Raw genomic sequence first — 22,145 nt, forward strand, 5'->3', positions numbered from 1 at the left:
AGAGCGCACAGTCGTCGTCATTCTCTTCCTTCAATCCCGGATCTCGATGGCATTGATGCTGCTGAAGCTGTCGGTCCACAGCGGCACGTCGGGCAGCTCAGGGTCCTCGGTGCGCAGCAACCGGCCGTCAGCATCGAAGAACTGGCGGTAGGCGTTGCCATGCAGGCGCAGGAAGGTCTCGTCCTGCGTGATCAGCGCGTAGTGCGCCTTGCGTATCAGCTGTTCGGGCTGCGAGTCCGAGAAGCGGAAGCGGTAGCCCATGCCCATCGCCTCGGCCTGGCGCTTCACGACCGGGTGCAGGTTCAGGTAGCCGTTGGTGATGTTCACCACGATGATGCCGTTGGGCCTGAGGTGGCGACGGTAGGTCGCAAACGCTTCCTGCGTCAGCAGGTGGATGGGCACCGAGCCGCCAGAGAAGGCGTCCAGCACCAATACGTCGTATTGCTGACTGTTGGTGTCTTGCTCCAGCTGCAGCCGGGCGTCGCCAAGGATCACGCGCTGGCTGATCGCCCGACAACGGGCCAGGTTGTCGAACATGGTGTGCGCCACGTCGATCACCTGTGGATTGATCTCGTAGAAGTCGTAGCTGTCGGTATCGCGTGCGTAATTGGCCAAGGCTGCGATGCCCATGCCGACGATGCCGACACGCACGCTCGGCTTGCGGCTCTTGGCATAGTTCAGCGCCAGCCCCACGCCGCTGGCCGGCGCGTAGTAAGACACCGCCAGGCCCCGCTTCTCGGGTGCGATGAACTGCACGCCATGCGTGATCTGGCCGCTGTAGAAGACGCGGTAGCTCATGGCCGGGTCCTGCAGGTCGATGCGCTCCTTCACCGACACGGTGCCGTAGAAGTTGCGCCCCCGGTAGAGGTAGCCGTCGCGGTAGTCGGTCGACGCGGTCCTGGCCTGCAGCTCGGGCGTGACCAGCACCGCCACGCCGCCGGCCAGCGCCAGGCCCACAGCCGCCATCAGCCCATCGCCGAGGCGCGGCGCACGGGCCGGTCGCAGCACCCAGAGCGCCAAGGCGATGGCGGCGGCCAGGCACAGTGGCCATTCGTGGTATTCGTTGAAGAGCGGCGTGGCGACCAACGCCACGAACAAGCCGCCGCAGGCGCCGCCCAGCGACATGCACAGGTAGAAGTCAGTGAGGTGGCGGTGTTCGGCGGGCCGGGCGCGCACCAGCTCTCCGTGGCACAGCAGGCAGACCAGGAACATGGTCGCGAAGTGGCTCCAACGCAGCTCGGTCACGCCGATGTCCCAGTCCAGCCCCAACCAGCCGGGCAGGTCGCGGCTGGCGGCCAGCAACAGCACGGCCAGCAGGCAGGCCAGCGCAACCGGGCGGCGCCGGTACCAGCGCTCGTGGTCGAAGCAGATGATGAAGGTCAGCAGATAAAGGCTCAGCGTCGTGATCCACAGGCGTGGCTCGGGCGCGATGTCGTGGCTGACCCGGTCAGTGGTGGTCACGAAGGCCAGCGAGGCCAGTGCCGGCAGGCCGACCCACATCAAACGGCGGAGCCAGCCAGGCCCCGTGGTTGCGGTCGACGCCACCGCCGCGGTCGGCGCTGCCTGCATGCGCCATATCGCCCAGGCCACCAGCGCGCACAGTAGGGCGAAAAGTCCGAAGCCCCACGACCACAATGCCGCCATCGCCTGCAGCGTGAGCAGCGGCTCGAACCAGTACGGAAAGGTCAGCAGCGCCAGGAAGGAGCCCAGGTTGGACAGCGCATACAGCCGGTAGGGCGAGCGTCCCGGGTAGGCCTTGCCGAACCAGTGCTGAATCAGTGGCCCGGTGGTGGACAGGCAAAAGTACGGCAGGCCCACGCAGGCGAGCAGCAGCACCAGGATGCTGGCCACCGGCGCCTGCCCACCCTGCGGCTTGAACGTGGCGCCGGGCAGGATGGACCAGGCCAGCGCAGCCGCCAGCACCAGCAGCAGGCCGTGCAGCACCGCCTGACGGCGCAAAGTCAGGTAGCGCGCCAACACATGCGCATAGGCATAACCGGCAAACAGCAGGCACTGGAAGAACAGCATGGCCGTCGTCCAGACCGACGGGCTGCCGCCGAACCAAGGCAGGATCTGCTTGCTCATCAGGGGCTGCACCTGGAACAGCAGGAAGGCGCTTAGCAGCACCGTCAATGCCAGTGGAACGCCCAGCAGCCAGGCGAATCGCGGCAGTACCAACGCAGAAGAAATCATTCCCATCCCTGTCAGTGTTTGCTCTTAGGCAGCGTCCTCGGCTCAGGGCGACGCAAACGCCGCGCGGCAGAACACGGGCGGACCGGCGCGCGATGAAGAGCTCGTAGCAACCTGTACGAGCCACCGCACCGAATCCGGACATCAACCCTTGATTCGCAGAAGCAAAGCTCATGCCGCGCCGGGCTTGTTCCGCTACTTTTATTTGCCCAGCAGCGTTTGAACGGCGTTGCGCACGATGGGCCCCGCCGGAGATGACGGATTCGCGATCTCGAAATGACCGAGGGATGGGATGACGATCAGCTTGGCGTCGTCGCCGGCTTTGCGGGCCGCGTTCAAATGGTCCTGGCCGAACTGCAGCGGTGTCATGGCGTCCCGTTGTCCCCAGATCAGGATCTGTGGTGTGCCGAGTGGCAGCAGCTTCGCCGCCGATACCTGCGCATAGCGCTCAGGCACCACGGCGGGCGATCCTCCCAGCAAGGTTTCGACCACCGCAGGATCACGGCAGCCGGTGGCCTGCGCAGGGATGAACGCCGCCATGTCGCCCACCCCAGCCAGATTGATGACGCCTTTGACGGGCAAGGGCTGCGCCGCGTGCAGTGCGCTTTGCACTGGCAGACGATGGCGCCCGGCAACCCACATCGCCAAATGCCCGCCCGCGGAATGTCCGAGCACGATGACGCGGCCCAGATCGAGCTGAAACCTCGGCGCGATGGAGCGGAGGTGGTCGACGGCGCGTCCGACATCCTGGTAGGTGCCGGGCCAGCCGCTGCCCGGCTGCGGCAGCCGGCGGTATTCGATGTTCCAGCTGGCGACGCCGGCCGCCTTCAGTGCGTCAGCCATGGGCGCCATATCGCGCAGGCCGGCGTACCTCTCCTTCCAGCACCCACCATGGATGAGGACGACCACCGGATGCAGGCCTGGCGAGCTAGGCAGCCTCAGCTCGCCGAACTGGCTGGGGTCGTCGCCGTAGGTGCTGCGGTAGTCGGCAGGGTCGCTTGGCAGTGCCTGAAACTCCGCGGGAGACATCGGCGCGGGTGTGCTGGATGACACGTCGGGGGGCAAGCCCGCGCAGCCGCCCAGCACAATCAAAGCCCCCGCCACGAGCATTCGATGAAGCATTCAGCTTCTCCCGAGTTGCCGCAACCCCAACGCTGTGATGGGGTGCGTATCAATCGTTGTGAGTGGCTTCGCAGGCGTACCGCCGACCGTTCAATCGAAGTTCCTTTCGCGTGTCACCGGCGTCAGGAGTGGTCAGCCAGTTGCGATCATCCAGTTCAATGGCGCCGGCGTTGAGCCCAGGCGGCAGTTGGGCGCCGGTGCGCGTCGCCTGCGCTTGCATCCGCCGCTTCGCGGTATCCACCTGCACGATGAACTGACGCCGAGGTTCCGCCGAACCTGTGCACAGATAGAGCCGGTCGTGCACTGTGCTTGCATCGACGGACTTGATTGTTGGCTGTGCGTCTTTGCTGCCCGCCAGGGCTGGGCCGAGCATGGCCATGAACAGCACCGCTGCGGACAACAGGCAACCGTATTGGCGTGCGCTCGTCGAATGTGAATGGGTCATCACAAATCCTTGAAGAGGCCGAAGCAGGAACGCTCCTGTCCTGTATTACGGCGCCGTGCTGCGCATGCGGACATGCTTGCACGGCAGATGGCAATACCCCGCAGCCCGAAAGTCAGCCTTGGATTCCCCACACCGCAGTCGTACCTTTAGGTGAGCAACCGTGCCGCCATGTTGGTCCACACCTGCGTCGGCGCAATTGCCATGCGCAATGGCCAGGAAAGCACGAGCAAGCTTCCGCCCACGGCATAGACCGGATGAACACAGTGATGCTTGCGCCAATCATGGGCGATGCACCACAACACCAGGGCCGCGGCAATCGCGGTCTCGACGACGAGAAAGTAGCCCGCGCCGTTGAGCAGCTTTAGCACTCTAAACACAGCCGGGCCCAGCACCGCGACCATGGCGAGCATCATCAGCCGCTTGTGATACGCAGCGTTGCGTCTCAACGCCACGCCGAGCGCAAAAAATATTGCAAACGTTCCGATGCTGAAGATGGGAACGATGAAGAACTGTTGGGAAGTCAGCCCCATGGGGCTGCGGCGGTTGCTCAGCGCAACGTCGATGGCTGGAACCAAGCCCACCACCACGACCAGCACCGCCAGCGCGGTGCCAGCCAAGCCCAAAGCCATGTGAGCCTTGACCTGACGCGCCGCAATCAGCCGCACCTGCACGAAGAACACGATGACCCAAGCGGTGAAAACGACGCTGTGCAAGGTCAACATCGACGGCAGTGGCGGCAGGCTGAACAGAGGCCGCGCGTAGAACGTCCTGAAGAACCCGACCAGGGTCAATAAGGCCACAGCAAGGGCGAAAACAGAATAGAAGCGACTTCTGGCGATGCTCATCTCACGTTTCTCCAGACCCACCGGACCCATTCACCTGCGGGCGTTTGATGCGGTACTGCCCGCGCGTTTGCGCTTGAGCCAAACCATGCCGAGCCCAAGCGCAAGCAGGCCCCAGCTGCCCGGCTCGGGGACGGCCGTGGTGGCGTAGTCGTGACCGCTTTCCGCGATCAGGTCCAGACCGGGCGTGACGGCGTCCAGATAGAAGCGGGCTGTGTTGGACGCATCCAGATGCGTCTGCTGCAAGTCGCCGTACCAGCTGAGATTGCCGGCACCATCCCCGTACCAGCCGGCGCGGTCGTCGGCACTGACGCTGAGCTGGGCGCCCAGGGTCATTACTTCGCCGATCACGCCGTTGACGGTGATCGGGTGGCTGAAGGAGGAATTCGGCACCTTCTGGTAGAGCCCGTTCGGATAGTGGTACATCGTGTCGATGTTCACGCCGCCACCGCTGCCGCGCATGAAGTAGTCGAAGTAGAACGTGCCAGAGTCGTAGCCGCTGAACTGCGGTCCCACGTGACCGGCGCCGTTCGATGTCGCGTGCAGGTTCACGGTGTAGACGAACTGCACGGGGGTGCCTGCCGCCAGCGTGGCGCTGCTCAGCAACACCGTGTCGACAAAACTGCCGCCGAAGCTGCCCACAGCGACCGGCGTACCGTTCGAGATTGTCGGGATGCCGGGCGCAACGGCGTTCACGAAGGACAAGCCGTCGACCTTGGCTTTCAACACGCCAGGTGCAGCGAAGGATGAACCGGAAATGGCGGCACCCGCGAAGGCGCGGGTAGCGCTGCCTATGACCATGTCCCGAGCGCCGCTGGCGGAACGCCCGCCGGCCAGCGGTTGCTCGATCACCGTCATGGGCAGGCGCGTGCCGGCGTTGTCACCGGACACATAGCCGTTGCCAGTCGCCTCCACCACCACCACCGCGTGGGTGGCGGTGAAGCAGCACAGGGACAAGGCAGCCAGCGTGAAGCGGAGAGACCGCGCATGCAGATGAGTCGACATGGATTTCCTTTCGGGATGACCGGAACCTCGCAAGGCATCGTTTCAGCCGGTTGCTGAAGAGCTTTACGGAGTACGGGTCGCCCGGCGGACATCGCCACGTCGTGAAAGTGAGGCCTCTCGCTCAGTCTCGGCGCGCTGAACGCCGGCCGAACGCGGAATGAATAGCCGAAATGGTCGGGTGCGCGCAGCGATTGCCGCGCGCACCCGGTCCATCACTTGCGGAACTTGCGCACCAGGTCCTCTACACGCGGCCCGCCGGGCTGGGCCGCGCTGGACACCTTGATGACGCTCAGCGTGCGCTCCGCGCCGGCTTCGAGCGTGGCCTGGTGGACGGCTTGGAGCAGCGTCCAGACCTTTTCGGGCGGGCCTTCGACGACGGTGCCCATGGCGTGCACCTCGTAGCGCAGGCCCGAGGCCTGGATGACGGCGATGGCGGCGTCGACATGCTTGTAGCGGTCGGTGGCCGTGCCGGCGGGCCGGGGGATCACCTGGATCTCGGCAATCATGTGGCCGGCCCCGGCCGGCGTGGCTGCCGCGGTGGGTGCCGGCGCTGGCGCCTGCTGCGCCCAGGCGGCGCCGCAGCTCAGCAAGGGCAAGGCCAGCAGGGCAAGCCGGAAACGACGTGAACGGGAGAACGATGGATGTGCCATGTGCAGCTCATGCAGATGGCAGGTCGGCGATCGTTGAAGCCACGGTACCGGCGCGAGAAGAGCGAAGCCGGTGGACCTGCAACGTGCTTCCCTGCGCGAGGATTACCTCAATCAGGTTCAAAGGGACTCTCTCAGTCGCCGCGGCCTTGCGGTCGCGACAACACCCCCAGCGGTTGACTACGCCAGCCGCACGATGGCGACCGGCGTGGCGAGGGCGATTCTAGAGTCGCCAAACGCTGGTCGCTGCCGTCACGGCGGTGGTGCCGTTAGCGATCCGTCCCCTCGCTCGCCTTTCCCGGCTCCACCGGCTCCACCGGCTCCACCGTCACCACCTTCGCCGGCCAGGCCCCGCCAGCGCTGAACGCGGCCCAGGCCCAGCTGACCCAGCGCAGCAGCGACGCCGCCAGCCACAGCGCCCAGGCCAGCATCAGCACGCGGTAGAGCCAGACCGGTGCGCTCAGGACCCACGCGCTGGCGGTGTGCTCGGTGAAGCGGTCGCTCGTCCAGCTCAGCAGATGGCTGCCCGACCCCGGCCCGGCAACCAGCAGGTCGGGGTAGCCCAGCAGGCCGGTCCGCAGCACGTCCAGCAACGCGCCGATGGCGAACAACGTCAACAGCACCAGCAACAACTGGACGGCGATGCGCAGGCCACGTCGGCGGCTGTCGCCGCCCCAGCGCAGCCGCGCCTCCAGCGCGCCGAACCACGCTGCCAGCACGGCCAGCGCACCGAACGACACCGGCGCCACGCCGAGCGCCAGCACCAGCCACGCCGGCCGGCTCATGACACCAGGCAGGCCGCGCGGCATGAACCACGCCAGCACCAGCACCACCGCCAGCACGCCCCAGATCAGGACGGCCGGCCCGATCGGCGGCCCGCCGACGGCGAGCACGATGCGGTCCTGCGGCACATTCAACTTCAGCATGTCGTTGACACCGGGAAGCCCGAGCGCCAGGCCCTCGTGCCGCCACAGCGCGTCCATGCCCTGCGGTTCACGCCAGCGGATCACGACGTCCTGCGTGCCGGGCGTCAGCGGCAGGCTCAACGTGCCATCGCGCAGCTGCAGCGCCAGTGTGGCGCCGTTGATGGTCACGCCCAGCAGCTCGGCGCCCGCGGTCAGCTTGAGCGCATGCGGGCCGCCCAGGCTGCTGCGCAGCATCAGCCGCAGCTGCACGTCGCTGCTGCGCTCGCCCGGCGTCACCTCGGTCTGCACGCTGTCCAGCGTCAGCGTCTGGCCGCCCACGCCGGCCGGCTTGCTGATGGCCAGCTTGAGCGTCTCGCCGGGCCAAGGCCGCCATTCGGGCAGCCATTCGCCGCCCTGCTGCAGCGCCGTTGCCGCCAGCCCGGTCGGCTCCACATGCCATTGCGGCGATGCGGCCAGCGTCCAGCGCTCGACCTGGTTCGGCTCCTTGCCGGCAACGAGCGTCAGCGCCGCGCTCGGCTGCAGGCTGCTCGCCACCTCGGCCGCCTCCTCACCGCCGAGCTGCAGGCTGGCAAAGCCGTCTTCCACGGTCACACGAGCATCGCCCACGGCCTCGCCGGGCAGCAGCGCCCAGCGCACCCGCAGCGGCGCGCGGCTGGGCGCCAGGCGCTCGATGCGTGTGGCCACCTGCCAGCGCAAGCCAAGCTCCAACCGCCTGTCCACGCGCACCAACGGCGGCAGCGCGTCGCGCTGCGTGCCGGCGTCCTCGGCCCGCGCGCTGCCGGCCACGGCCTCGCGGCTGAGCGAGATTGCGCCGGTGCTCTGGCCGCGCGGGTCCAGGCCGGCGAGCGTCCAGCCCGTCAGCTCGGCCTGCAGCACACGCGGCGGCAAGGGCAGCGCAATGTCCAGCCCACTGGCATTGCCGATGTCGGCGGCCAGCACCAGCTGATGCACGCCGGCCGGCACGGCGGCCCAGAGCTGCCCCTGGGCGTCGCGCCGCGTGGCCGCAGGCTGGCCGTCCAGCGTCACGCTGGCCGGTTGCCAGCCGGTACCCTGGCCGGGCAGGGGCACGGCAACCAGCGCCTGCGCATGGACTTCCGCTCGCAGCTGCACCGACGAGCCCGACGCGCTGACCAGCAGCCGCGCCAGCTCAGCGCAACGTGGCAGGCAGTCGGGCGGCGCGGCCAGCTTGCCGCGCAGGGTCTTCAGCTGCTCGTCGCTTGGCCAAGGTGCCGCGGTCGAGGCCTGGGCTTCGCTCGGTTGGGGCGTCAGGCTCAGCGCCATCAGCAAGGCGGCCGCAGCGACGCCGGTGCGCGGCAGCGGCAGGCGGGGCGACTTCACGCCGGCCACCACAACCAGGGCTAGCGCCAGCAGCGCCAGGCCGACGAGCTTGAGCAGCGCCGTCGCCCACGGCGGCAGCAACCACAGATCGAGCGTCTCATCGGCAGTGACGGGGCCGCTCCAGCTCAGCCGGTGGGCGCGCCAGGTCCACGACGGCAGGCCGGGACCGGTCTGCACGCGGGCGCCGGGGTCCACGCGAGCGAGGTCGCTGCTGGCGTAGGGCGATGTGGGCTCGGCGGGTGGCGGTGGCGCTTTCTTCTCGAGCCGCAATGTGTCGCTCATCTCCGCAACGGCGGGCGCCGCGGCAGGTGCGGCCACTTCATGAGCTTCCGCGAAGACGATGCCCCGCTGCTCCAGGCTCGGGTAGATCGCCTGCCGGATCTCGTCCACCGCGAATGGCAGCAGCACCAGCGCCAGCAGCACCGCCGCCGCCAGCCGCCCGCGCGCAAACGCGGCTTGCGCCCGCCCCGCCGGCAGCACCTGCGCCAGCGCCGTCAGCGCCAGCAGCGCGAACCACAGCGCCGCCGGCGGGCTGCCCGGCGTGTGCCAGGTCAGCGCCAGCGCCACGCCCACCAGCACGCCCACGCGCCAGCCCAGCAGCCGGAAGGCGGCCAGCGCGGCCAGCAGCACGAAGAAAAAGTCCCACAGCGTCCACATCGACACCCAGGCGCCGTCGGCGCGGCTCGGGCCCTGAGCATGCAGCAGGCGCCAGCCGGGCGGCAGCTGCAGCGTCGCATTCAGCTGATCCACGCTGGCGCTCCAGCCGCTGGCGGGCAGCGCACCGTCGCGCGGCCAGCGGCTGTCGGCCTCGATGCGGGCGGCGCTCTGGCGCACTTCGAAGCCGGCCGGGCCGTCGGTAGCCAGCCGGGTGATGGGCTGGTCCTGGCCCGCCAGTGCCGCGCGGCCGAGCTGCCCCGGCGCGGCCATCGCCAAGCGCGAGCTGGCGGACAGCACACCGTCGAAGCGGTCATTGGCCGTCAGCCCGCGGCCGTCAAAGTCCAGCCACAGCCGCCGTGTCAGCGTCAGCGCATCGGGCGCCGGCTTCGCATTGCCGCGCTGCAGCTCGGTCAGTTTCAGCGTCTCCCCCGGCTTGAGGCGAAAGGCCGGCAGCGCGCGCCAGGTCTCGGGCATCTCGACCTGGCGCGGGTCCACACTGGCCGGGCCCTCGGGGCGGATCAGGCGCAAGGCCGGCTGCGCCTGGACGACCCAGACCTCCTCGGCCGGTGCGCCCTCCGGCAGCTTGAGCGCCTGCACCGGCGCGTTCAGCCGCCCGCGCAGCTCGATGTGCCAGGCACCGGGCCGCGCCTGCACGATGAGGCGGCCGTCCTCGGCCAGGCGTGCGGGCAGCGGGCTGTCCAGCTGCATCGCGCGCAGCCCCGGCAGCAGCGCCAGCGGCAGCTCCACCGCGCGGGCGCGGCCGGCCACGCGCAGTTCGAAGGCGGTTGTCACGGTCAACGGCAATTCGTCGTCAACGAGGCGCACGGTCTGCACGCTGACGCTGTCGCTGGCGGCCTCGGGATTGACCAGGGCACGCAGCCACAGCCGCCCGTCGCCATCGGGTGCGCGCGCCTGGGTGGCGCCGTCGCTGGTCACGACGATGGCGCCCAGGCTGCGCGGCACCGCCAGGTTCTGCGGCATGCCGTCCGCCCAGGCAATGCGTCCTTCAACGACATGCGTGCCAGGCGCCAGCCACACCGCCGGGTGGCCCTCAGCCTCCGTGACCGGCAGCGCCCGGCCACCGGCCTTGACGTCCTGCGGCCACGCGCCCGCCTCGCCCGGCAGCGCCACGCGCGCTGGCGCGCCGAACACCTGCACGTCAAGCCGAAAGCTTGCGTCACGCGCACCGGCGCCCAGCTGCAGCCGGCCCGGCCACACGCACGACGCCTCGCCCTCCGCCTGCGCCGGGCAGCCCAGCGGCGGTTGACCTTGCTGCGCCCAGGGCAGCCAGTCGCGCAGTGCGGCGGGCAGCTCGGCGGGGGACAGCGGTGCGGCGTGGGCCAAGGGCTGAGCCAAGCACAGTGCGGCGACGGAGATCAGGCGGATGAAGTGACTCAATGACATGGTGCCTCCCGGGGGCGGATGCTCGCAGAAGTGACGCGAGGGCCATGGTCGCTTGGCCGCTGCGTGTGGCTGCGGCATCATCCGTCCCATGGATCGCCATGCAGTTCTGACCTTGTTGAGCGAGCACCTGCCGGTACTGCGCGAGCGCTTCGGCGTGCAGCGCCTGCGCCTGTTCGGCAGCGTCGCCCGGGGCACGGCGCAGGCTGGCAGCGATGTGGACCTGCTGGTGGACTTTGGCGAGCCGGCCACGCCCGACGCCCTCTTCGGTGCCCAGTTCTATCTGGAGGATCTGCTCGGCTGCGCCGTCGATCTCGTTACCGAGCGCGCATTGCGCTCGCAGTTCAGGCCTTATGTCGAGCGTGACGCCATCGCCGTTGCCTGAGCGCGACTGGCGCCTTTTCGTGCGCGACATGGTCGAGTTCTGAGACCAGGTCCTGCTGTACACCGATGGCCACGACCTCGCCAGCCTGAGCGCCGACCGCATGCGCTTCGACGCCACCATGCGCAACCTTGAACTGATCGGTGAAGCCGCCACGCATGTGCCCGCCGACATGCGCGAGCAGGCGCCCGACGTTCCCTGGCGGCTGATCATCGGCCTGCGCAACCGGTTGATCCATGCCTATCTGTCGATCGAACCGGAGACGGTCTGGCTGGTCATCACGGAGCATCTGCCGCTGCTGCGCAAGCGCCTTGCTGCGCTTGCCCAAGACGGCAGCGACTAGAGCCTGTGCGTCGAGTTGTCAGCGCGGCTGCCAGCTCAGCGACACCGCCCACCCCCGCGGCGCGGCTGGCTCGAAGTAGCGCCGGTTTGCGTCGTTGACGATGACGCTGGCCGCCGTGGCGCGGTTGAGCAGGTTGTCGGCGCGCAGGCGCCAGCGCCAGTCGGGCGCCAACTGGCCGCCGATGTTGAAGCCCCACAGCGCGCCGCCCGCGGCGGCAGCCGTGCCGGCGTCGTCGGCCGGTAGCCGGGCGCGGCCTTGAAGGCTGAGCGCGGCGTCCAGCGTGGCGCCCTGCCAGCGCAGTTCGGCACTGCCATGCGCCGCGGGTACGCCGGGCAGCGGCTGGCCGGTGGAGGTCACGCGGGTCACGAGCCGCGTGGCGGCCAGGTCCAGGCGCCAGTCGCGTGACAGCGGCAGCTGCGCTGCGGCTTCCAGGCCGCGGCGGCGGGTCTGCGCGGCGTTGGTGAACACGGTGCGGCCGCCGCTGCTGGCCAGCACGCTGATCTCGTCGCGCGTTTCGGCGTGGAAGGCGGTCAAGGCCAGGCGGCGCTCGCCTTCGCGAGCTTCCCAGCCCAGCTCGACCTGCTTGCTGCGTTGCGCGCGCAGCTCGTTGTTGAAGCCGCTGCCCTGGGCGCGGTAGGCCAGCTCGGTCAGCGTGGGCGACTCGGCCGCGCGGCCCAGGGCCAGGCGCAAGACCTGGCCCTGGGTCGGCCGCCAGGCCACGCCGGCCACCGGCTGCAGGCCGCTGAAGTCGCGCGCGCCGCTGTCGTCATCGTTGGCGAGGTAGCGGTCCGCGCTGTCAAAACGCAGGTCGGTGGCGCGCAGGCCCGCCAGCAACTCCCATTCGGGAGCCGGCGTCCAGCGCCACTGGGCATAGGGCTCGCTGCTGCGGGCGCGGTTGGTCTCGTCGCGCTTGAGGGCGCCCGTCTCGCCGGCCTGGTTCAGGTAGCCGCGCCGCGCGTCGCGTTGGGTTTCGATGGCCCAGCCGACGGTCAGCTCATGCGCGGGCGCAAGTGACCAGTTCAGCCGCGCGTCCATGCCGGCGAAGCGGCGCCGCAGTTCGATGACGCCGCCGGGGTGGGTCGGCGTGCTTTGCACGTTGAGCGGGATGGACTGCCACTGATCCACCGCACGGTGGCCGTACCAGCCGGCTACCTGCACGCGCAGCTGCTCGCTCATGTCGCGCTGCCAGCGCAGGCCCAGCTGCTGCTGCTCGGCCGTCTTGCGCGTGTTGAAGGCCTCTGCCGGTGCGGCCGTCTGGCGCGGGTCGGCGGCGAACTGCTCGGCGGTCAGGCCCAGCGGGTCGTCGGCCGGCTGGCTTTGCAGCTGCAGCACGGCCATGAACTGCTGCCCGGGCGTACGCAATTGCCAGCGCGCCTGCGCCAGGCGGCGCTCGCTGGCGCTGTGGGCGCGCCAGCCGTCGCGGTGGGTGACCTGCGCCGCCAGGCTCAGGGCCTGACCCTCGGCGGGCAGGCGGTCCAGGCTGACGCTGGCCTGGCGCAGGCCGAAGGCGCCGAGGGCGACGCTCGCTTGCGTCTGGTCCTGTGTCGGCCAGCGGCTTTGCAGCGCGACAACGCCACCGCTGGCGCTGCCGTACAGCGCCGAGAACGGCCCGCGCAGCACCTCCAGCGAGGCCGCGTCGGCGATCAGCCAGTGACCGAGCTGGCCCTGGCCATCGGGCGTGCTGGCCGGGATGCCGTCGGCGACGAGCCGCAGGCCGCGCACGCCGAAGCTGGCGCGGGCGCCGAAGCCGCGACTGGAAATCTGCAGGTCCTGGGCGTCGTTGCCGCGGTTGGCGGCGTACAGGCCCGGCACCCGCGCCAGCGTACGGGCCAGCGCCTGCGCCGGGTCTTGCGCCTCGGCGTCACGGGCGAGGGTGGCGGCGTCGATGCGCTCCAGCGCCAATGTCGGCGCCGCGGCGCGACCGTTGAGCACGACGGTGTCGAGCTGCACCGGCTCGCCGGCCAGCGCGAGAGCGGCAAGCAGCAAGCTCATGTCAATTTTCCGTTCCGCATTCGCAGCACTCGCGACGCATGCAAGCCTCTTCGGGCCGAGCGCCGGGCCGCCCCAAGCCGGCCCGGTAGGCGATGTGCTTGCCGGTCGAACCGGCAAGCATCGCCGCCCCCTCGGGGGCTGAGGCCGGACACGGCAAGTCCTGTGGACTTGCCGTGCCTGCCGAAGGGCAGCCGCGCTGGCGGCTGCGCGGTCTGCAAGACCGACTGGGCCTGCCCGCGTTCAGCGGTGCAGGACCGGGCGAGGGGCTCACCGTTCATGTCACGGGGTCGTCGGCTTGACCCGCACGACGCGGCCGTGGCCTTCGAGGACGAGGTAAAGCAGGCCGTCCGGGCCCTCGCGCACATCGCGCACGCGGCCGGCATCGGGGAACAGCTTTTCCTGCTCGGCGGGGCGGTTGTCGGCGTCGAGCTTGACGCGCTCGACGTGACCGAACTTCAGCGAGCCGATGAAGAAGCTGTTCTGCCAGGCGGGGCCGTACTTGGCGCTCTTCAAACGCACCAGGCCGGCCGGCGCGATGGACGGTACCCACTTGACGACGGGCTGCTCCATGCCGGTCTTGGCGGCCAGGCCTTCGCCGATCCTGCCGCCACCGTAGTTTTCGCCATAGGTGATGACGGGCCAGCCGTAGTTGAACTTTGGGGCGATCAGGTTGAGTTCGTCGCCGCCCTGCGGGCCGTGTTCGTGCTGCCAGAGCTTGCCCTGCGCATCCAGCGTCAGGCCCTGGGAGTTGCGGTGGCCGTAGCTCCAGATCTCCGGCAGGGCGCCGGCTGTCTTCACATAGGGGTTGTCGGCCGGCACGCTGCCGTCCTTGCCCACGCGCACGATCTTGCCGACGTGGCTGTCCAGCGTCTGCGCCTTGTCCATGCCCTTGTAGCGGTCGCCCAGGCTGAGGAAGAGCTTGCCGTCCGGCGTCTCTGCGATGCGGCAGCCGAAGTGCAGGCGGCTTTCCATCTTGGGTTGCTGGCTGAAGATGACCTTGACGTCGGTCAGGCGCTTGTTGTCGGCGCTCAGCTTGGCGCGTGCCAGGGCCGTGCCGTTGGTCTTGTTCTCGCCCGGCTCGGCGTAGCAGAAGTAGAGGGTGCGGTTGCGGGCGAAGTCGCTGTCGGTGATGACGTCGAGCAGGCCGCCCTGGCCGACCGCGTCCACCGCCGGCACGCCCTGGATGGGCGCGCTGGGTTTGCCGCCCGGCTGCGCCGTGCGCATCTGGCCCTCGCGCTCCGTGACCAAGAGCAGGCCGCCCGGGAGGAAGGCCACGGCCCAGGGCGTCTTCAGGGCGTCGACGACCGTTTCGAGCTGGGGCGACTGGGCCTGCGACTGCGCAGCGGTGCAGCCCAGGGCGACGAGCAGGGGAAGAAGGCGCTTGTTCATCGGGTGCGGATGGACGGAAAAACGGGCCCGCATCATCGCAGCGTGTGAGGCATCGCGTCGGCTTCGGCGCATATGGCCTCAGGCATCTCGCTTGCCCCGTCAACCCATGGCCAGCGTCAGGACAAGGATGCATCGCTACGCCAATCGCAGCGGCGATTCAGGCGTCGTCGCCTATGGTCTTGGGCCGGGCTGGATCACGGTCGAGTTCGCCGAAGGCCACGTCTACCTGTATGACCAGGGCAAGCCCGGCGCCGCGGCTGTGGGCGAGATGCAGCGCCTGGCCCAGGCCGGCCGGGGCTTGAGCAGCTACATCAGCCGCGCGGTGCGGCAGAACTACGCCAAGCGTTTGCGTTAGGACCGGCGCATGACCAGCAGCAGGCCTTCGACGCCCTCGTCGCTTTCCTTGCGGATGGTGCAGCGCCGCGAGGACTCAATGCCCAGGCCGTGCGCGCTGGCCAGCCGCTGCAGATAGGCCGGCGAGTGGGCATAGCGGCGCGTCGGGCCGAGCCGGTAGTCGCTGTCCTCGCAGGCTTCGACCGAGAAAGCGAACAGCCCGCCGGGCCGCAGCGCCGCGCTGGTGGCGGCGAAGACGGCGTCCAGGTCGCCGATGTAGACGAAGACGTCGGCCGCCACGGCGATGTCGAAGGGCTGCGGCCGCGCGGCCAGCACATCGACGAGGTCGCCCTGCAGCAGTTCGTCGTAGTGGCCCAGCTCGCGGGCCTTGGCCAGCATCAGGCCTGACAGGTCCACGCCGACGAGGCGGCGGCTGAGCGGCCGCAGCAGCGGCCCGCAAAGGCCGGTGCCGCAGCCGAGGTCGATGACATCGACCCCGGCGGGCGGGTTGGCGCGCTGCAGTTCGGCGAACAGCAGCTCGGGTGTTCGATAGCCCAGGCGCTCCGTCAGGTGCTTGTCGAAGTTGTGGGAATACATGTCGAACAGGGCTTCGACATACGCCGCCGGCGCTGCGGTCGGCGCGCTGCCGACGCCCAGCGAAGCCAGCGCATAGCGGATCTGGTCGACATCCTTGCCCAGCGCCAGCGCCTGCTGGAAGGTCTCGATGGCCTGGGCGCGGCGGTGCAGCGTCAGCAGCGCTTCGGCGCGGCCGATCAGGGCGTCCGGGTAGTCGGGCTGCAGGGCCAGCGCGGCGTCGAAGCTGGCCAGTGCCTCCACCGGCCGCTCCAGCGCGCGCAGGCTGGTGCCGCGGTTGCGCAGCGCCTTGGCATCGCCGGGGCGCACGGCCAGCGCACGCTCAAAGGCCTGCACGGCTTCCTGGTGGCGGCCCAGGCTGCCCAGCGTGTTGCCCAGGTTGTTCAGCGCCGGCGCACTGTCGGGGCGTTGCTGCAGCGCCTGGGTCAGCAGCTGGTGCGCCTCGTCGAAGCGGTCGGTCTGGCCGCAGATGACGCCCAGCAGGTGCAGGGCATCGAAGTGCCTGGGCGCCTTGCGCAGCACGCGGCGGTACAACGGCTCGGCGTCGGCAAGACGGCCCTGCTGATGCAGGGCCAGGCCGCGCGCGAAGTCGTCGCGCCGCTCAGTCATCCCACAGGTTGTGGAACAGGGTCAGGCCGACGCTGAGCAGGTCCACCGTGAAGGCTGCACCGAGCAGGTCGGGTCGGGTCAGCCGCGGGTCTTCGCGCTGCACGCGCGAGCGCTCGCGCGCCATGGCCACGATGGTGTCGGCGATGTCGGTGCTGGCCGTCTCACGCGGCGCGCTGCCCTTGGCATAGGTCTGCAGCGCCTTCTCGACGGCCTGGGGGTCCAGCAGCGACAACGCCGAGCGGCAGTGCGAACAGGCGTCTTCCTTGCGCAGGTCCACCGGCGCGCCGCAGCTGCTGCAGTGGATGACGCCGACCTTCTTGGCGATGTCGGCGATCTCGGGCCGGGTGAGCTGGCGCACAAAGCCCTTCTCGATCATGAAGGACGCGAAGCTGCTGAAGCGGCCATGCCGGTTCTCGCAGCGGTGGGTGATGAAGCGGCCGCTGCGCACGAGGTCGAAGCCCTGCCTCAGCTGCGTGCGGCATTGCGGGCAATTCAGCCGGTTGCCCAGCGGCAGCTGGGCCGAGTCGCGGTGGCGGTGCATCTCCTTGAACACCGTCGCAATCGCTTCGGGCGCCAGCTTGAGGTTCTCCAGATGGTCGAACCAGATGCCGTGGCAGCCGAAGCAGAAATCGATCTCGACGGCGCCGTTGTACTGGGCCGGCAGCGCGTGCACCTGCATCGCATCGCCACAGGAGGGGCAGGGTCGGGAGGCGGGCGTCGGCATCGCTCGGACGGTGCGCTGTTCAGCCGTCCAGCCGCTGCTGGAACACCAGCCCCGCATGCTCGCGCAGCGCGTGGAACTTGATCTTGGGCCAGTTGGCCTCGATGGCGCGCAGCTCGGGCGCGTATTCGACGAGCACGGTCGGCGCGTCGACGGCGTCGTAGGCCATGCGGTGGTCGTTGGCGTCGATGAAGCGCTTGAGCTCCTTCTCGCCGCCGTCCTCGGGCGCGCAGGTGACCCAGCGCGCGACCTGGAAGCGGCTGGGCATGATGCGGGCCTTGCAGCCGTACTCATGCTCCAGCCGGTGGGCGACGACCTCGAACTGCAGCTGGCCGACGGCGCCCAGCAGCAGCACGCTGCCGGCAATCGGGCGGAAGACCTGGATGGCGCCTTCTTCGCCCAGCTGCTGCAGGCCGGCCTTGAGCTGCTTGGTCTTCAGCGGGTCGGCCACCTCCACGGCGCGGAACATCTCGGGCGCGAAGAAGGGCAGGCCGGTGTACTGCAACGCCTCGCCTTCGGTGATGGTGTCGCCGAGCTGCAGCACGCCGTGGTTGGGGATGCCGATGATGTCGCCGGCAAAAGCCTCGTCGAGCAGCTCGCGGCGTTGCGACAGGAAGCTCACCACCGTGTTGGGCCGCAGCTCCTTGCCCGAGCGCACGACCTTCAGCCGCATGCCGCGCTCGAAATGACCCGATGCCACGCGCAGGAAGGCGATGCGGTCACGGTGGGCCGGGTCCATGTTGGCCTGGATCTTGAAGACCACGCCGGTGAACTTGGGTTCCTCCGGCTGCACGGTGCGCTGCATGGCCACGCGCGAGTCGGGCGCGGGGGCCAGCTCCACCAGCGCGTCCAGCACCTCCTGCACACCGAAGTTGTTGACGGCCGAGCCGAAGAACATTGGCGTCTGCCGGCCGGTCAGGAACTCCTCGCGATTGAATTCGGGCGCGGCGTCGCGCACCAGCTCGATCTCGCCCTTGGCCTGGTCGTACTGCATGCCGAAGCGCTCGGCATAGGCCGGGTTGTCCAGGCCATCCAGCACCTCCTCGGTGCCGGCCGCGCGGTCCTCGCCGGGGGCGAACACCCGCATGCGCTGCTGGCGCAGGTCCATCACGCCGTGGAAGGCCTTGCCCATGCCGACCGGCCAGGTAAAGGGGACGACCGTCATGCCCAGCTCACGCTCGATCTCGTCCATCAGCGCCAGCGGCTCCTGCACCTCGCGGTCCATCTTGTTGACGAAGGTCAGGATGGGCGTGTTGCGGGCGCGGCAGACCTGCAGCAGGCGGCGTGTCTGCGGCTCCACGCCGTTGGCCGCGTCGATGACCATCAGCGCCGCGTCCACGGCGGTCAGCACGCGGTAGGTGTCTTCCGAGAAGTCCTGGTGGCCGGGGGTGTCCAGCAGGTTGATGACGCAGTCGCGGTATTCCATCTGCATGACCGACGACGCCACCGAGATGCCCCGCTGCTTCTCAATCTCCATCCAGTCCGACGTCGCATGCCGGCTGGCCTTGCGCGCCTTCACCGACCCGGCGATCTGGATCGCGCCGGAGAACAGCAGCAGCTTCTCCGTCAGCGTGGTCTTGCCGGCGTCGGGGTGGCTGATGATGGCAAAAGTACGGCGGCGACGGACTTCCGTCTCGATGCGACTGGATTCGGACATTGCGAGGGCTGGGGCAGGAGCTAGCCCTGGATTATCGTTGGGGGGCTTTGCTCGACGGGGGTGTGATGAACAAGCAGGTGGACATGAAGCGGGTGCAGGAGCTGGTGGCCGACCTGCGCGAGCCGCGGCCGGGCATCTTCTATACGGACCTGTTGCTCAGCGCCGGCCTGGGCTGGGCCGCTTTCGTCTGGGCCGTGCTGCCTGGCCCCGGCTGGCCGCGCGTGCTGGCCTTCACTGCGGCCGTGCTGCTGCTCTACCGCAGCCTGGCCTTCATCCACGAGATCTTCCACCAGCAGGGCATGAAGACCTTCCGCCTGACCTGGCACGCGGTGTCGGGCGTGCCGTTGCTGATCCCCTTCATGCTTTACCTGCCCATCCACCAGGGTCACCACAACAAGGCGACCTATGGCACGAAGGAGGACGGGGAATACGACCAGTTCCACAGCCGCGCCGGTATCGCCAGCGCCAAGCTGTTCGCGCTCAACCTGGCGCTGCCGCTGGCGCTGTGGGTGCGCTTCGCCATCCTGACCCCGCTGGCCGTCTTGCTGCCGCCCATCCGCGAAAAGATGATCCCGGAGTTCGTCCACATGGCGCTGCGCATGCCGTTTCGCGCGCCGGCCATCAAAGAGAGTGCCCGCGACGAGGCGCTGAAGATCGAATGGTGGTGCTGCGGCTGGGCCTGGGCGCTGGTGGCCATCGGAGTTGTCGCAGGCTGGGTGTGGGTGGCCGCGTGGGCGCTGCTCGTTGTGCTGATCGCGACGCTGAACACCATCCGCGCGATGGGCGGCACGCATCTTTATGTCGAGGAACTGGAGGGGCGGGATGCGCGAGGCCAGTTGCTGGACTCGCTGAACGTCGACTCCAACGGCCCGATTTCGGTACTGCTCTGCCCCGTGGGCCTGCGCTTCCACGCGCTGCACCACGTCGCACCTTACCTGCCTTATCACGCGATGCCGACGGCGCACCGCCGGCTGATGGCGCAGTTGCCGGCCGGCTCGGAGTACCACCAGGTGACGGTGCGCTCGGTGGCCGAAGGCATCGGCCGACTGCGCCAGGCGACGCGAGCGGTCAGGCCTTCGGCAGAAAAGGCTTGACGACGCCAAGCACGCGGTCGACGTAGGCGTCCTTCTCGCCGACCGGCGCCGCGTAGTGCAGCGCGCTGCGCGCCGCATCCAGTCCGGCGCCCGACACCATGACCCAGGCGGCCAAGTATTGCGAGGCCAGGCAGCCGCCGGCGGTGGCGATGGGGCCGCGGGCGTGGAAGGGCTCCTCGACGACGCGCACGCCGGCTTCGACGACCCAGGGCTTGGTGGTCGAGTCGGTGCAGGCGGGCATGTCAGCCAACAGCCCCAGCCGGGCCATCAGCAGCGTGCCCGAGCACTGGCCGCCAATGAGCTGGCGCAGCGGGTCCAGCTGCAGCCGGTCCAGCAGCGCGCTGTCGGCCGCGATGGCGCGTGTGTGGATGCCGCTGCCGAAGAGCACGACGTCGGCCTCGTTGGCGAACTCCAGCGGTTGCTGAGCCGCGACGGTGACGCCGTTCATCGAGCGCACCTGCGCGGTCGGGCTGGTGATCTGGGCGGACCAGCCCAGCGCATACAGCCGGTTCAGCAGGCCCAGCGCAATGAAGCTGTCGAGCTCGTTGAAGCCGTCAAAGGTCAGGATGGCGACTTTCATGCGTGCGGCTCCAGACGCGGTTGAACGCCCGAGATTATCCGAGGGGGCCCCTGAACAACGGCAAGGCGTCGAGCCGGCGCTCGATGTCGGCTTGCATGCGCCGATACGCCGGTGCGCCCACGCCGCCATAGGCGCTCAGGAAGTCGGCCTCGCTGAGAAACTGCGGCAGGTCAGCCACGTCGGGCATGAAGTCGCTCTCGCGAATGCCGCGCGCCAGCTGCGCCTGCAGCTGTTCCGGCGCGCGCCGGGCCAGCAGGCCCAGCCGCGTGCCGGCCCGGTCGGCGGCGATGTCGTTGAAGCTGAAGCCGCTGCCATGGCGGGCATCGGCCACTTCCTTGTAGACGCCGATGGCGTCGGCCAGCGGCCCGCCACCTTCCAGCGCCAGCACCGCCGAGATCAGCAAGTGCTGCGGGAAGTCGTCCCGACCGGCCAGCGTCACCCGCACCGGCCTCGGCTGTCGCCAATGCCTGGCCGCAGGCACCAGCGTTGCCAGGCCGCGGCCGCTGACATGCACCGCCAGCGTCAACAGCAGGGCGCGGTTCTCCGCGAGCGCGTCGCCGCTTTTGCCGTCGCCGCCGGCGCTGCGCTGGCGCGCCAGCTCGAACAGCGGCGGCAGCAGCTGCGCCAGCGATAGCCCCTCCGCCGGCGCGGCCTGCGTGAGATCGGCCAGGTGCTCGGCATAGGCCTTGAGCCGGGCTTGGTCGGCGGGCGGCACCAGCGTGCCGAGCAGGCGCTGGTAGCTGTCGTCACGCCACGCGTAGACGAGTTCGAGCCGGCCGGGGGTGATGCCCACGCGCTGCACCATGTCGTGCGCGAGCTGGCCTTCGGCGCTGGCCCCCAGCTGCGCCACCAGCCGGCTCAGCAGCCGCTCGGCCACCCAGCGGGGCACCGGCAGGCGGCCGATGCGCAAGGCCTCCACCCGGGGCAGGCCGCTGGTTTGCTGCAACGTGGCCTCTACGTTGAGCCAGCCGCCCGCCGGGCTGCGGGGCAGCGGAAGGCTGGCCTGCAACAGTGCGCTGCCGCGGCTCAGCGTCAGCCGCGCGGCGCCACCGGGTGCCACGCGTGCGACGAGCTGGTCCGCCAGCAGGTTGACCTCCTGCTCCGAGGCGACGAGGGTGTGGGCGTTGCCTGCAGGCAGGCGGCGTGGGTCGCTGCGGCGCAGGAAGTCCCGCGCGCGCGCCACATCGGCCGCGGACACCTGGGACGGCGGCGCCCAGCGCGGGGACGTCTGCACGGCCAACGCGATGGCGACCACTGTCGCGAGCAGGACGATGCCTGCTGTCCATAGCGTGGCCCGCAGCAGCTGCCGCAGCGTCAACGAGAGCAGCGCGCGCACGCTGCGAGGTGGCGCTCGGCGCGCGGAGATGTCACTCCTCAAGCAGGCTGCGCAACATCCATGCCGTCTGCTCGTGCACGGTGATGCGCTGGGTCAGCAGGTCGGCGGTGGGTTCGTCGCTGGCCTTCTCGACAGCGGGGAACAGCTGCCGCGCTGTGCGCGCCACGGCCTCGTGGCCCTCCTTCAGGATGCGCACCATCTCGAGCGCCTTGGGCGGCCCGGTCGGCGCGTCAGGCAGGCCGCTGAGCTTGGTGAACTGGGCATAGCTGCCGGGCGCAGGGTGGCCCAGGGAGCGGATGCGCTCGGCGATCGGGTCGACCGCATTCCACAGCTCGGTGTACTGCGCCATGAACATCGCATGCAGGCTGTTGAACATCGGCCCGGTGACGTTCCAGTGGAAATTGTGCGTCGTCAGGTAGAGCGTGTAGGTCTCGGCCAGCAGCTTGGACAGGCCGGCGGCGATGGCGGCGCGGTCTTTCTCGTTGATGCCGATGCTGATGGCACTGGATGGGGCGGCGGATTTCTTGGCCATGCGAGGCTCC

19 protein-coding genes and 1 riboswitch are annotated in these 22,145 nt (G+C 69.4%); of the genes, 4 read left to right on the plus strand and 15 right to left on the minus strand.

What is annotated here, in order from left to right:
- Nucleotides 1–30 precede the first annotated feature (30 nt).
- The 7 genes from ASC81_RS14230 to ASC81_RS14260 form a co-directional block, all read right to left on the minus strand.
- The gene (locus ASC81_RS14230; protein ID WP_156392121.1) at nucleotides 31–2,199 is read right to left on the minus strand and encodes a fused MFS/spermidine synthase; all 2,169 of its coding nucleotides are present in this window, start codon (nucleotides 2,197–2,199) and stop codon (nucleotides 31–33) included.
- Between the two features lie 192 nt (nucleotides 2,200–2,391).
- Nucleotides 2,392–3,312 carry an alpha/beta hydrolase gene (locus ASC81_RS14235; protein WP_369820856.1) on the minus strand — a complete coding sequence of 307 codons (921 nt, stop codon included), beginning with the start codon at nucleotides 3,310–3,312 and terminating at the stop codon, nucleotides 2,392–2,394.
- 49 nt (nucleotides 3,313–3,361) lie between these two features.
- Complete coding sequence (locus tag ASC81_RS14240; RefSeq protein WP_156392123.1) at nucleotides 3,362–3,757, minus strand: hypothetical protein; 396 nt, start codon at nucleotides 3,755–3,757, stop codon at nucleotides 3,362–3,364.
- Nucleotides 3,758–3,903: 146 nt separating this feature from the next.
- A complete protein-coding gene (locus ASC81_RS14245; RefSeq protein ID WP_156392125.1) occupies nucleotides 3,904–4,602 on the minus strand; it encodes a hypothetical protein in 699 nt (232 codons plus the stop codon).
- Nucleotides 4,603–4,632: 30 nt separating this feature from the next.
- On the minus strand, nucleotides 4,633–5,604 hold the full coding sequence (locus ASC81_RS14250; RefSeq protein WP_056268282.1) for a PEP-CTERM sorting domain-containing protein: 972 nt from the start codon (nucleotides 5,602–5,604) through the stop codon (nucleotides 4,633–4,635).
- A 212-nt stretch (nucleotides 5,605–5,816) separates the two neighbouring features.
- A complete protein-coding gene (locus ASC81_RS14255) occupies nucleotides 5,817–6,254 on the minus strand; it encodes a thiamine-binding protein (RefSeq protein WP_200946855.1) in 438 nt (145 codons plus the stop codon).
- Nucleotides 6,255–6,325: 71 nt separating this feature from the next.
- Nucleotides 6,326–6,432, minus strand: a riboswitch (TPP riboswitch).
- 88 nt (nucleotides 6,433–6,520) lie between these two features.
- Nucleotides 6,521–10,576 (minus strand): hypothetical protein, encoded by a 4,056-nt coding sequence (locus tag ASC81_RS14260; RefSeq protein ID WP_056268286.1) that lies wholly within the window; start codon nucleotides 10,574–10,576, stop codon nucleotides 6,521–6,523.
- An 88-nt stretch (nucleotides 10,577–10,664) separates the two neighbouring features.
- Here ASC81_RS14260 and ASC81_RS14265 point away from each other — a divergent pair, with 88 nt between their 5' ends.
- Both ASC81_RS14265 and ASC81_RS14270 read left to right on the plus strand, forming a co-directional pair.
- Nucleotides 10,665–10,958, plus strand: coding sequence for a nucleotidyltransferase family protein (locus ASC81_RS14265; RefSeq protein ID WP_056268288.1), 294 nt, complete (start codon nucleotides 10,665–10,667; stop codon nucleotides 10,956–10,958).
- Between the two features lie 55 nt (nucleotides 10,959–11,013).
- Nucleotides 11,014–11,298 carry a DUF86 domain-containing protein gene (locus tag ASC81_RS14270; protein WP_255354433.1) on the plus strand — a complete coding sequence of 95 codons (285 nt, stop codon included), beginning with the start codon at nucleotides 11,014–11,016 and terminating at the stop codon, nucleotides 11,296–11,298.
- A gap of 18 nt (nucleotides 11,299–11,316) precedes the next feature.
- On the opposite strand, the gene ASC81_RS14275 is transcribed toward ASC81_RS14270, so the two are convergent.
- Both ASC81_RS14275 and ASC81_RS14280 read right to left on the minus strand, forming a co-directional pair.
- Entirely contained in the window at nucleotides 11,317–13,290 is a 1,974-nt protein-coding gene (locus ASC81_RS14275) for a TonB-dependent receptor domain-containing protein (protein WP_056268293.1), read from the minus strand.
- Between the two features lie 279 nt (nucleotides 13,291–13,569).
- A complete protein-coding gene (locus ASC81_RS14280) occupies nucleotides 13,570–14,679 on the minus strand; it encodes a PQQ-dependent sugar dehydrogenase (RefSeq protein ID WP_082536520.1) in 1,110 nt (369 codons plus the stop codon).
- A 127-nt stretch (nucleotides 14,680–14,806) separates the two neighbouring features.
- Here ASC81_RS14280 and ASC81_RS14285 point away from each other — a divergent pair, with 127 nt between their 5' ends.
- Nucleotides 14,807–15,034, plus strand: coding sequence for a hypothetical protein (locus ASC81_RS14285; protein WP_056268295.1), 228 nt, complete (start codon nucleotides 14,807–14,809; stop codon nucleotides 15,032–15,034).
- Here ASC81_RS14285 and ASC81_RS14290 read toward each other — a convergent pair.
- From ASC81_RS14290 to ASC81_RS14300, 3 genes are read right to left on the minus strand one after another with little or no spacing between them, the layout of a single operon-like run.
- Nucleotides 15,031–16,215, minus strand: coding sequence for a tetratricopeptide repeat protein (locus tag ASC81_RS14290; RefSeq protein ID WP_056268298.1), 1,185 nt, complete (start codon nucleotides 16,213–16,215; stop codon nucleotides 15,031–15,033). The two genes, ASC81_RS14285 and ASC81_RS14290, sit on opposite strands and share 4 nt — an antisense overlap.
- Complete coding sequence (locus ASC81_RS14295) at nucleotides 16,208–16,939, minus strand: zf-TFIIB domain-containing protein (protein ID WP_082536521.1); 732 nt, start codon at nucleotides 16,937–16,939, stop codon at nucleotides 16,208–16,210. Before ASC81_RS14295 ends, ASC81_RS14290 begins: the two co-directional genes overlap by 8 nt.
- A gap of 19 nt (nucleotides 16,940–16,958) precedes the next feature.
- Nucleotides 16,959–18,593: a peptide chain release factor 3 gene (locus ASC81_RS14300; RefSeq protein WP_056268304.1), complete on the minus strand. Its 1,635-nt coding sequence runs from the start codon at nucleotides 18,591–18,593 to the stop codon at nucleotides 16,959–16,961.
- Between the two features lie 65 nt (nucleotides 18,594–18,658).
- On the opposite strand from ASC81_RS14300, the gene ASC81_RS14305 reads away from it, so the two are divergent.
- Nucleotides 18,659–19,687 (plus strand): fatty acid desaturase, encoded by a 1,029-nt coding sequence (locus ASC81_RS14305; protein ID WP_056268307.1) that lies wholly within the window; start codon nucleotides 18,659–18,661, stop codon nucleotides 19,685–19,687.
- Here ASC81_RS14305 and ASC81_RS14310 read toward each other — a convergent pair.
- Genes ASC81_RS14310 through ASC81_RS14320 form a run of 3 tightly spaced genes read right to left on the minus strand, consistent with a single transcriptional unit; the run spans nucleotide 19,662 to nucleotide 22,135 of the window.
- Nucleotides 19,662–20,267: a DJ-1/PfpI family protein gene (locus ASC81_RS14310; RefSeq protein ID WP_056268309.1), complete on the minus strand. Its 606-nt coding sequence runs from the start codon at nucleotides 20,265–20,267 to the stop codon at nucleotides 19,662–19,664. The two genes, ASC81_RS14305 and ASC81_RS14310, sit on opposite strands and share 26 nt — an antisense overlap.
- Before the next feature lie 34 nt (nucleotides 20,268–20,301).
- Nucleotides 20,302–21,603, minus strand: a complete 1,302-nt coding sequence (locus ASC81_RS14315; RefSeq protein ID WP_056268312.1) for a hypothetical protein — start codon at nucleotides 21,601–21,603, stop codon at nucleotides 20,302–20,304.
- 31 nt (nucleotides 21,604–21,634) lie between these two features.
- On the minus strand, nucleotides 21,635–22,135 hold the full coding sequence (locus tag ASC81_RS14320; RefSeq protein ID WP_056268315.1) for a Dps family protein: 501 nt from the start codon (nucleotides 22,133–22,135) through the stop codon (nucleotides 21,635–21,637).
- Between the last annotated feature and the right edge of the window lie 10 nt (nucleotides 22,136–22,145).

It is taken from the genome of Pelomonas sp. Root405, from assembly GCF_001425165.1.
GTDB lineage: Bacteria > Pseudomonadota > Gammaproteobacteria > Burkholderiales > Burkholderiaceae_C > Pelomonas.